10 protein-coding genes and 1 pseudogene are annotated in these 9,272 nt (G+C 72.8%); 7 read left to right on the top strand and 4 right to left on the bottom strand.

From position 1 onward, the window contains the following. Nucleotides 1-4: 4 nt before the first annotated feature. A pseudogene (locus ACFXA3_RS24790) lies at nucleotides 5-397 on the bottom strand (TldD/PmbA family protein); the annotation flags it as partial. Continuing rightward, nucleotides 394-1,917: a TldD/PmbA family protein gene (locus ACFXA3_RS24785; protein ID WP_385190256.1), complete on the bottom strand. Its 1,524-nt coding sequence runs from the start codon at nucleotides 1,915-1,917 to the stop codon at nucleotides 394-396. The gene ACFXA3_RS24785 and the pseudogene ACFXA3_RS24790, both read right to left, overlap by 4 nt. Nucleotides 1,918-2,102: 185 nt before the next feature. Between ACFXA3_RS24785 and fabG the strand changes: the two genes are divergently transcribed. From fabG to ACFXA3_RS24770, 3 genes are all read left to right on the top strand, one after another. Further along, entirely contained in the window at nucleotides 2,103-2,822 is a 720-nt protein-coding gene (gene fabG, locus ACFXA3_RS24780) for a 3-oxoacyl-[acyl-carrier-protein] reductase (protein ID WP_048476758.1), read from the top strand. Nucleotides 2,823-2,827: 5 nt separating this feature from the next. Then, nucleotides 2,828-3,598 carry an enoyl-ACP reductase FabI gene (gene fabI, locus ACFXA3_RS24775; protein WP_385190254.1) on the top strand — a complete coding sequence of 257 codons (771 nt, stop codon included), beginning with the start codon at nucleotides 2,828-2,830 and terminating at the stop codon, nucleotides 3,596-3,598. A gap of 305 nt (nucleotides 3,599-3,903) precedes the next feature. Beyond that, nucleotides 3,904-4,458, top strand: coding sequence for a hypothetical protein (locus tag ACFXA3_RS24770; RefSeq protein ID WP_385190251.1), 555 nt, complete (start codon nucleotides 3,904-3,906; stop codon nucleotides 4,456-4,458). 18 nt (nucleotides 4,459-4,476) lie between these two features. Here the strand turns inward: ACFXA3_RS24770 and ACFXA3_RS24765 are convergent, their stop codons facing one another. Then, nucleotides 4,477-5,148, bottom strand: coding sequence for a FadR/GntR family transcriptional regulator (locus ACFXA3_RS24765; protein WP_385190259.1), 672 nt, complete (start codon nucleotides 5,146-5,148; stop codon nucleotides 4,477-4,479). Between the two features lie 71 nt (nucleotides 5,149-5,219). On the opposite strand from ACFXA3_RS24765, the gene ACFXA3_RS24760 reads away from it, so the two are divergent. The 4 genes from ACFXA3_RS24760 to ACFXA3_RS24745 all read left to right on the top strand — a co-directional run bounded on the left by ACFXA3_RS24760 (nucleotide 5,220) and on the right by ACFXA3_RS24745 (nucleotide 7,660). Continuing rightward, the gene (locus ACFXA3_RS24760) at nucleotides 5,220-6,527 is read left to right on the top strand and encodes a CynX/NimT family MFS transporter (protein ID WP_385190249.1); all 1,308 of its coding nucleotides are present in this window, start codon (nucleotides 5,220-5,222) and stop codon (nucleotides 6,525-6,527) included. 5 nt (nucleotides 6,528-6,532) lie between these two features. Further along, nucleotides 6,533-6,652 carry an SGM_5486 family transporter-associated protein gene (locus tag ACFXA3_RS24755; RefSeq protein WP_376202100.1) on the top strand — a complete coding sequence of 40 codons (120 nt, stop codon included), beginning with the start codon at nucleotides 6,533-6,535 and terminating at the stop codon, nucleotides 6,650-6,652. Nucleotides 6,653-6,797: 145 nt separating this feature from the next. After that, the gene (locus ACFXA3_RS24750) at nucleotides 6,798-7,013 is read left to right on the top strand and encodes a hypothetical protein (protein ID WP_385190246.1); all 216 of its coding nucleotides are present in this window, start codon (nucleotides 6,798-6,800) and stop codon (nucleotides 7,011-7,013) included. 125 nt (nucleotides 7,014-7,138) lie between these two features. Then, nucleotides 7,139-7,660 (top strand): SixA phosphatase family protein, encoded by a 522-nt coding sequence (locus ACFXA3_RS24745; protein WP_385190243.1) that lies wholly within the window; start codon nucleotides 7,139-7,141, stop codon nucleotides 7,658-7,660. A gap of 35 nt (nucleotides 7,661-7,695) precedes the next feature. Here ACFXA3_RS24745 and serB read toward each other — a convergent pair whose 3' ends face one another. Continuing rightward, nucleotides 7,696-8,895, bottom strand: coding sequence for a phosphoserine phosphatase SerB (serB, locus tag ACFXA3_RS24740; protein ID WP_054221798.1), 1,200 nt, complete (start codon nucleotides 8,893-8,895; stop codon nucleotides 7,696-7,698). Between the last annotated feature and the right edge of the window lie 377 nt (nucleotides 8,896-9,272).

The raw sequence follows: 9,272 nt of genomic DNA, 5'->3' as shown, positions 1-9,272 counted from the left end.
GCTAGTCCGCCACCCCCGCGGGGGTGGTAGCGGCGGGGGGGGCCGTGCTGCCGGGCGTGGTGGGGGGCCGGGTGCCCCGCGGCGGGGGGTCCTCCGCGGGGCCCGCGCCCCGAGCGGCGGCCTCGGCGGCCCGGACCAGCGGCTCCAGGTCGTCCGCGGTGACGGCGGAGCGCGACACGACCCCCGAGGCCGTGCCCTCCTTGCCGTCGACGGTGGCGATGACCGTCAGGGTCCGGCCGCGGGTCACGCCGTTGGTGGTGAGCGCGTTGCCCGCCCAGCGCAGATTGGCCGTCGACTCCTCGTCGGCGATGACGACGCAGCCGTCGGCGGTGGAGAGCTCCAGCGCCCGCTCGACGATCTCGTGGGGCTTGGTGCGTCCGTTCGAAAGCGTGCTCATCGGCCGGCCTCCTGCGTGGTGTTCAAGATGTTCACGTCGCGGAACAGCGCGGACGGGCAGCCGTGCGACACCGCCGCGACCTGCCCCGGCTGGGCCTTGCCGCAGTTGAAGGCGCCGCCCAGGACGTACGTCTGGGGGCCGCCGACCTTCTCCATCGAGCCCCAGAAGTCGGTGGTCGTGGCCTGGTAGGCGACGTCGCGCAGCTGTCCGGCCAGCCTGCCGTTCTCGATCCGGAAGAACCGCTGCCCGGTGAACTGGAAGTTGTAGCGCTGCATGTCGATCGACCAGGAGCGGTCGCCGACGACGTAGATGCCGCGCTCCACCCCGCCGATCAGGTCCTCGGTGGACAGCCCGCCCGGATCCGGCCGGAGCGAGACGTTCGCCATCCGCTGGACGGGCACGTGCCCGGGGGAGTCGGCGAAGGCGCAGCCGTTGGAGCGGCCGAGGCCGGTGAGCTTCGCGATCCGCCGGTCGAGCTGGTAGCCGACCAGGGTGCCGTCCTTGACCAGGTCCCAGCTCTGCGCCTGGACGCCCTCGTCGTCGAAGCCGACGGTGGCCAGGCCGTGCTCGGCGGTGCGGTCGCCGGTCACGTTCATGATCGGGGAGCCGTACTTCAGCTTGCCGAGCTGGTCGAAGGTGGCGAAGGAGGTCCCCGCGTACGCCGCCTCGTAGCCCAGCGCCCGGTCGAGCTCGGTGGCGTGGCCGATGGACTCGTGGATGGTGAGCCACAGGTTCGACGGGTCCACGACCAGGTCGTAGCGCCCGGCCTCGACGCTCGGCGCCCGCATCTTCTCGGCGAGCAGCCCCGGGATCTGCTCCAGCTCGGCGTTCCAGTCCCAGCCGGTGCCGGTCAGGTACTCCCAGCCCCGCCCGGCCGGCGGGGCGATGGTGCGCATCGAGTCGAACTCGCCGGTGCCGGCGTCCACGGCCACCGCGGTGAGCTGCGGGTGGATCCGCACCCGCTGCTGCGTGGTCGTCGTGCCCGCGGTGTCGGCGTAGAACTTGTTCTCGTGGACGGCGAGCAGCGAGGCGTCGACGTGCGAGACCCCCTCGGCGGCCAGCAGCCGGGAGCTCCAGTCGGCGAGCAGGGCCGCCTTCTCCGCGTCCGGCACCTCGAACGGGTTCACCTCGTACGCGGAGATCCACGTCTTGTCGGCGTGCACCGGCTCGTCGGCGAGCTCGACCCGCTCGTTCGCACCGGCGGCCTTGATGACCTGGGCGGACAGCTTCGCCATGGCCACGGCCTGCGAGGCCACCCTGGCGGCGCCGTCCATGGTCAGGTCCACACCGGAGGCGAACCCCCAGCTGCCCCCGTGCACCACGCGGACCGCGTACCCGAGGTCGGTGGTGTCGGAGCTGCCCGAGGGCTTGGCGTCCCGGAGCCGCCACGAGGCGCTGCGGATGCGTTCGAGCCGGAAGTCGGCATGGTCGGAGCCCAGCGCGCGGGCCCGGGCGAGCGCCGCGTCGGCGAGCGCCCGCAAGGGCAGCGCGGTGAAGGCCGCGTCGATGGAATGGGGCACGAAGTCCTCCCGGGGTCGGGGCCGGTCGCCTCGATCATGTCGCGCTCGGGGCGCTTGTGCCTACATCTTTCTGTAGGGACTCGACAGAGCCCGTCCCAAGGCCCTGTGGGAGATCGATTCTGCGCACGGGGTACCTGGCCTATAGGTTTTTGGTTACTCAGACCGCTAGTCGAAAGGGTGATCCGTTGAGCCGCTCGGTTCTCGTCACCGGAGGAAACCGGGGCATCGGCCTCGCCATCGCCCGAGCCTTCGCACAGGCCGGCGACAAGGTCGCGATCACGTACCGGTCGGGTGAGCCGCCGCAGGAGCTCACCGCGCTCGGCGTCCTGGCGGTCCGCTGCGACATCACCGACTCCGAGCAGGTGGAGCAGGCCTACAAGGAGATCGAGGACGCGCACGGCGCGGTCGAGGTGCTGGTGGCCAACGCCGGCATCACCAAGGACACGCTGCTCATGCGGATGTCCGAGGACGACTTCGCCTCCGTCGTCGACACGAACCTGACCGGCACCTTCCGGGTGGTCAAGCGCGCGAACCGTGGCATGCTCCGTGCCAAGAAGGGCCGCGTCGTCCTGATCTCCTCGGTGGTCGGCCTGCTGGGTTCGGCCGGCCAGGCCAACTACGCGGCCTCCAAGGCCGCGCTGGTCGGCTTCGCCCGTTCGCTCGCGCGCGAGCTCGGTTCGCGCAACATCACCTTCAACGTCGTGGCCCCCGGTTTCGTGGACACCGACATGACGAAGGTGCTCACCGACGAGCAGCGTGCGGGCATCGTGGGCCAGGTGCCCCTGGGCCGCTACGCGCAGCCCGAGGAGATCGCGGCCGCCGTGAGCTTCCTGGCGTCCGACGACGCCGCGTACATCACAGGAGCCGTCATTCCCGTTGACGGCGGATTGGGCATGGGTCACTGATCACCATGAGCGGAATTCTCGACGGCAAGCGCATCCTCATCACCGGGGTGCTGATGGAGTCGTCCATCGCCTTCCACGCCGCCAGGCTGGCCCAGGAGCAGGGCGCCGAGGTCATCCTCACCGCGTGGCCCCGCCCGTCGCTGACCGAGCGCATCGCCAAGAAGCTGCCGAAGCCGGTCAAGGTGATCGAGCTCGACGTCACCAACGACGAGCACCTTGCCCGCCTGGAGGGCCTCGTCCGCGACGAGCTCGGCGGCCTCGACGGGGTCGTGCACTCCATCGGCTTCGCCCCGCAGGACGCCCTGGGCGGCAACTTCCTGAACACCCCGTTCGAGTCGGTCGCGACCGCCATGCACGTCTCGGCGTTCTCGCTGAAGTCGCTGACCATGGCGTGCAAGCCGCTGTTCCCGGCGGAGGGCGCGGCCGTCGTCGGCCTCACCTTCGACGCGCAGTACGCCTGGCCGCAGTACGACTGGATGGGCCCGGCCAAGGCCGCGCTGGAGGCCACCAGCCGTTACCTCGCCCGTGACCTGGGCAAGGAGAACGTCCGCTGCAACCTGGTCTCCGCCGGTCCGATCGGCTCGATGGCCGCGAAGTCCATCCCGGGCTTCTCGGAGCTGGCCGACGTGTGGAACTCCCGCTCCATGCTGGAGTGGGACATGAGCGACCCGGAGCCGGCGGGCAAGGGCGTCGTGGCCCTGCTGTCGGACTGGTTCCCGAAGACCACCGGCGAGATCGTCCACGTGGACGGCGGCCTGCACGCAATGGGTGCCTGACCGGGCACCGGTACGTCCGTACGGCCGCGGGGGGGGGGGCGCGGCCGGGGGGGGGGGCGGCGGCGCGGCCGGGGGGGGGGGGGCCGGGCGGGGCGGCGGGGGCGGGCCGCGGGCGCAGGGGCGGCGCGCGGGGCGGCGGGCGCCCCCCGCCCGCCGTTCGTGCCCGTGGGGGCCGGGATCCCGGCGGTGCACTCGATCAGATGTCCGCCGTCCGACCGGATCTTCCCGAGTCGAAAACCGGGACGGATGCCTGCAAACTGGCCGGGTCGGGATCTTCCCGGCTCGTGCGGGGAGGAGGTACGGGAGTGCGCGCGAGGCGGAGCCGAGCGGTATCGCTGCTGGTCACCTCTGTGGTCCTGACGGGATTCCTGATCCCGGGGGCCGTCGCGCAACCCGAGCGGCGCGAACCGGCGCCCGGGCCCGAGGCGGTGGCGCCCGCCGCGGTGGGGAGGGCGTCGGACCGGATGCCGGACCACGTGCCGGACCACGTGCCGGACCAGGCGCCGGACCACGTGTCGGACCATGCGTGGGACCAGGTGCCGGACCACGTGCCGGACCGGGCCGTCGTGGACCTCGACGAGATCCCCGCGGAGCCGCCCGTACGGGCCGAGCCGCCCGCCGCCAAGGAGCTCTTCGGCGCCGACTGCGACACCGTGATCGACGGGTCGCAGGTGACGGCGACCTGCCACAACAGCTATCCGGAGACCGACCTCCTGCGCCTGCACGTGGAGTGCGACCGCTGGTGGGACCTGGACGCGGACACCGCCGCCACCGCCCTCGGGCCGGCCGGCCGGGTCGAGCTCACCAGCCGCTGCTGGAAGGAAGTCCGCTCGGCCTGGGTCACCCACCAGCATCCGTGACCCCGGCGGCCGGGCCCGTTACTTCCGGCCCAGGCAGGCGAACGGGTAGCCCGCCGCCTCCGACGCCGCCGCGTCGCCGTCCCCGCGCCGGATCGCCTCGATCAGCCGGGCGTGGTCCAGGTGCGCCGCCGGATCCAGCTCGGTGCCCACGTCCGTGCGCAGCCAGTCGGCCACCAGGTCGCCGAGGTCCGCGTACAGCTCGATCAGCACCTCGTTCTGCGAGGCCGCCACCACCGCCATGTGCAGCGCCACGTCCGCCGCGACGAACCGCTCCGCGTCCCCGCTCTCCCAGGCCTCCTCGCGCCGCGCCAGCAGCGTGTCCAGCTGTCCCAGGTCCCGCTCGGTGCGCCGCTCCGCCGCCAGCCGGGCGGCGGCGGACTCCAGCGTCGAGCGGAGTTCCGCGACGTGCCGCGGGTCGGCGCCCGCGAAACGGCGGTGCATCACGCCGGCGAGCTCGCTGGTGGCGATGACGTACGTCCCCGAGCCCTGCCGGATGTCCAGGAGCCCGTTGTGCGCGAGGGCCCGGACGGCCTCCCGGACGGTGTTGCGGGCGACGCCCAGCAGCTCCACCAGCTCGGGCTCGGTGGGGATGCGGGATCCCACCGGCCATTCGCCGGACGTGATCTGGTTCCTGAGCTGGGCGATCACCTGATCGACGAGCGCGGAGCGCCGGGGCGAGGTCAGCGGCATGCGGGCGGGGTCCTCTCCAAGTTCAGCCTGGGGGGTGACAGTCAATCATCCCATGATTCTATGATGGTGTTATGCCCGACGAAGACATCAGGACCCTGAACCGGCCCCAGGCCGCCCGCACGGTACCCGCACAGACCCGCTCCACCGCTCCCGAGGACCCGCGACCGCAGCCCACCTGGCTCGGCCCGGTCCTGATCGTCGGCATCGTGCTGGCCGCCCTCAACCTGCGGCCCGCCATCACCAGCCTCGGCGCCCTCTTCGAAGAGGTCCGCACCGGCCTCGGCATGAGCGGCACCGTCGCCGGACTGATCACCTCCGTCCCCGCGCTCTGCTTCGCCGTCTTCGGCGTCACCGCACCCCGGCTCTCCCGCCGCTTCGGCCCGGCCGCCGTCGTCTGCGCCGGCATGGGCGCCGTCGCTGCCGGCCTGCTGATCCGGCCCTTCGCCGACGGAGCCGTCGGGTTCCTCGCCGCCAGCGCCCTGTCCCTGGCGGGCATCGCCCTGACCAACGTGCTGCTCCCGGTCATCGTCAAGCGCTGGTTCCCGGACCGCGTGGGCACCATGACCGGCCTGTACTCCATGGCCCTGGCCATCGGCACCTCGCTCGCCGCCGCCGTGACCGTCCCCATGACCTCCGCCCTCGGCGGCAGCTGGCGCACGGGCCTGCTGGTCTGGGCCGTGCTCGCGGTGGCCGCCGTACTGCCCTGGCTGCCCGTCACGGCGGCCGTCCGGCGGGAGAAGCGGGCCACCGCCTCCGGGCCGGCCGCGGACGCGCGGGCCGACGCCGGCCCGAAGATCGTCCGCAGCCGTACCGCCTGGGCCCTGGCCTGCTACTTCGGCCTCCAGGCCACCGGCGCGTACATCACCATGGGCTGGCTCCCGCAGATCTTCCGCGACGCCGGGGTCTCCGCCGGCACCGCCGGCGTCCTGCTCGCCGTCACCATGGTCATGGGCGTCCCGCTCGCCTTCGTCATTCCCAACCTGGCCGGCCGGATGCGCAACCAGGGGGCCATCGCCGCCACCCTCGGCGTCTTCGGGCTCGTCGGGTACAGCGGCCTGCACTTCGCCCCCGCCGCCGGAGCCTGGGCCTGGGCGCTCCTGCTCGGCGTCTCCAACTGCGCCTTCCCCCTCGTCATCACGATGATCGGGCTGCGCGCCAAGTCCCCGGCCGGAGTCGTCAAGCTCTCCGCCTTCGCGCAGAGCGTCGGCTACCTGATCTCCATCCCCGGACCGCTCCTCATCGGCACGCTCTACCAGCACAGCGGCGGCTGGGACCTGCCGCTGACCGTCATGACGGGCCTGCTGGTCCCGCAGATCGCGCTGGGCGTCCTGGCCGGCCGGGACCGCACGATCGAGGACGAATGCGGCATGCGAGACTGAGCGGCATGTCGCCCGTACTCGAACCCAACCCGCAGAACAGTCACAAGAAGCTCGGCATGGTGCTGGGCGCGATGCTCGTCGTGACCGTGATCATCTCCGTCATCGCGTCCGTCGTCTCCCCCTGAGGGGGTTGGTGGGGATAACCCCCCGACCCCTAGGGGGTCAGGTTCAGGGTCGACTGGGGTGTGCCCCGGATGGGAACCGCGCTCTCGGATCCATAGATTCGAAGAGAGCGAGCCAGTCCCACCCCGCGCACCCACGGAGGCGGCCATGTCGGCCCCCATGACGTCCCGGCCCGTCCCCGGCCGCCGCCCGCGAGCCCACGGCGCGAGCACCCGGCTGCACTGGTGGGCGCCGGCGCTTCCCGCGCTCGCGTTCGGCCTCCTGCTGATGCTCCTCGCCGGCTCCGGCCAGGCCCACGCCGCCACCGGAGAGGCCTCCGCGATCCTCCAGGTCATCGAACGGATCCTGCGCGTCGTCGGCTGACGGGGCACCCCCGCCCGGACCGCCGAGCGCACGGGCGCGACGCACGCCGGGAGCCGCCCCGCACGCGCCGCCGAGCGCTCCAACACCCTGCGCTCCACGGCCCGATCCGTGCGAAGCTGGGAGCCATGAGCGCCGACACACCCCGCAGGATCGTCCTCCTCCGGCACGCCAAGGCCGACTGGCCCGAGGTGTCCGACCACGAACGCCCGCTGGCGGAACGCGGCCGCAAGGACGCACCGGCCGTCGGACTGAAGCTGGCCGAGACCGGCATCACCTTCGACCTGGCCCTCTGCTCCACCGCGGCCCGCACCCGCGAGACCTGGAAGCTCGCCGTCCAGGAGATGCCGCACCGGCCGAAGACCCATTACGAGGAGCGGCTGTACGACGCCTCGCTCGGCGAGCTCATCGCCCTGCTGAACGAGACCTCGGACGACGTCCGCGACCTCCTCGTCATCGGCCACAATCCCGGCATGCACGCCCTCGCCGACGCCCTCTCCGGGCGCGCGGAGGGCGACACCGCGACGAGGATGACCCGTACCGGGTTCCCGACCGCGGCCTTCGCCGTCGTCTCCTTCACCGGCTCCTGGAAGTCCGTGGAGCACGGCGTGGGCACACTGCTGGACTACTGGACGCCCAAGGACCACTGAGGACGCCCACGAGGACGCCCACGAGGACGGGCGGCTCAGGTCAGGCCGGCGGCCTCGACCTCTTCCCGGGTGACCCCCAGCAGGTACAGCACCGCGTCCAGGAACGGCACGTTCACGGCCGTGTGCGCGGCCTCGCGGACCACCGGCTTGGCGTTGAAGGCGACGCCCAGCCCGGCCGCGTTCAGCATGTCCAGGTCGTTGGCGCCGTCGCCGATGGCCACGGTCTGGGCCAGCGGAACGCCGGCCTCGGACGCGAACCGGCGCAGCAGCCGGGCCTTGCCGGCCCGGTCCACGATCTCGCCGGTGACCCGGCCGGTCAGCTTCCCGTCGACGATCTCCAGCGTGTTGGCCGAGGCGAAGTCGAGGCCCAGCCGCTCCTGGAGGTCGTCCGTCACCTGGGTGAACCCGCCGGAGACCACGCCCACCTGGTAGCCGAGCTGTTTGAGGGTGCGGATCAGCGTCCGGGCGCCCGGGGTGAGCCGCACCTCGGAGCGGACCTTGTCCACGACGGAGGCGTCCAGCCCGGCCAGCAGTTTCACCCGGGCGTGCAGCGACTGCTCGAAGTCCAGCTCGCCGCGCATGGCCCGCTCGGTCACCTCGGCCACCTCGGCCTCGCAGCCGGCGTGCGCCGCGAACAGCTCGATGACCTCGTCCTGGATCAGCGTCGAGTCCACGTCCATGACGACCAGGCGCTGGGCCCGGCGGTGCAGACCGGCCGAGACCACGGCCACGTCGACGCCGATGTGCGAGGCGGCGGTGGCCAGGGCGGTGCGCAGCGGCTCGGTCTCGCAGCCGGAGACGGCGAACTCGACGGCCGTGACGGGGTACTTGGCGAGCCGGAAGATGCGGTCGATGTTGCCGCCGGTCGCGGTGATGCGCGCGGCGATGGCGGCGGTGGACTCGGCGGTGAGCGGGTGCCCGAGCACGGTGACATGGGAACGGCCGCTGCCGCGCGGCCGGTTGTCGCCGGTGCCGGAGAGGATCTCGGCCTGCATCTTGAGCGACTCGGCCCAGCTGTGGACGGTGGCCCGCAGCTCGCCCTCGGCGCCGCCGGCGGGTTGGGTGACGAGGGCGCACAGGACGATGCGGCCACGGGTGACGACCTGCTCGATGTCGACGACGTCGACGGAGTAGGCGGCGAGGGTGTCGAACAGCCCGGCGGTGATCCCGGGACGGTCCTTGCCGAAGATCTTGACGAGGAGGGTGGGGACGTCGGAGGTCTGCGAAGCGCTCATGGTGCCCTCACCGTATCTTCCCGCCCTCCGTGCTTGGACCCCCGTCCCACCTGCCGGAACCATTTTGCGGCGCAGGGTCCTGCGCCGCTGCCCGGGGCGGGCGCCCGGGGGACGACGGGGGAGCGGCGGCGGGATGAACAGAAGCGGAAGGGCAGGTACCGGCGTCCTCGGGGCGAGCCGGCGGACGACCGTGTTCGAAAGGCCCCGCCCGGCCCCGGCGGCTGAGGCCCGGCGGCTCGGGCCCTGGACCCGGGGCCGTCCGGCACGGCCTCCGGGTGCGCCCGCCCGGCGCGGACTCGTCGGCCGTGGCCCGGCGGCTCAGACCGGGGGCTGTGGCGGCCTCGGGGGTGGCGGCGGAGGCGGCGGCGGGGGAGGCG

It is taken from the genome of Streptomyces sp. NPDC059456 (assembly GCF_042750055.1).
Taxonomy (GTDB): Bacteria; Actinomycetota; Actinomycetes; order Streptomycetales; family Streptomycetaceae; genus Streptomyces.
This window is presented reverse-complemented; position numbering and strand designations above follow the sequence as displayed.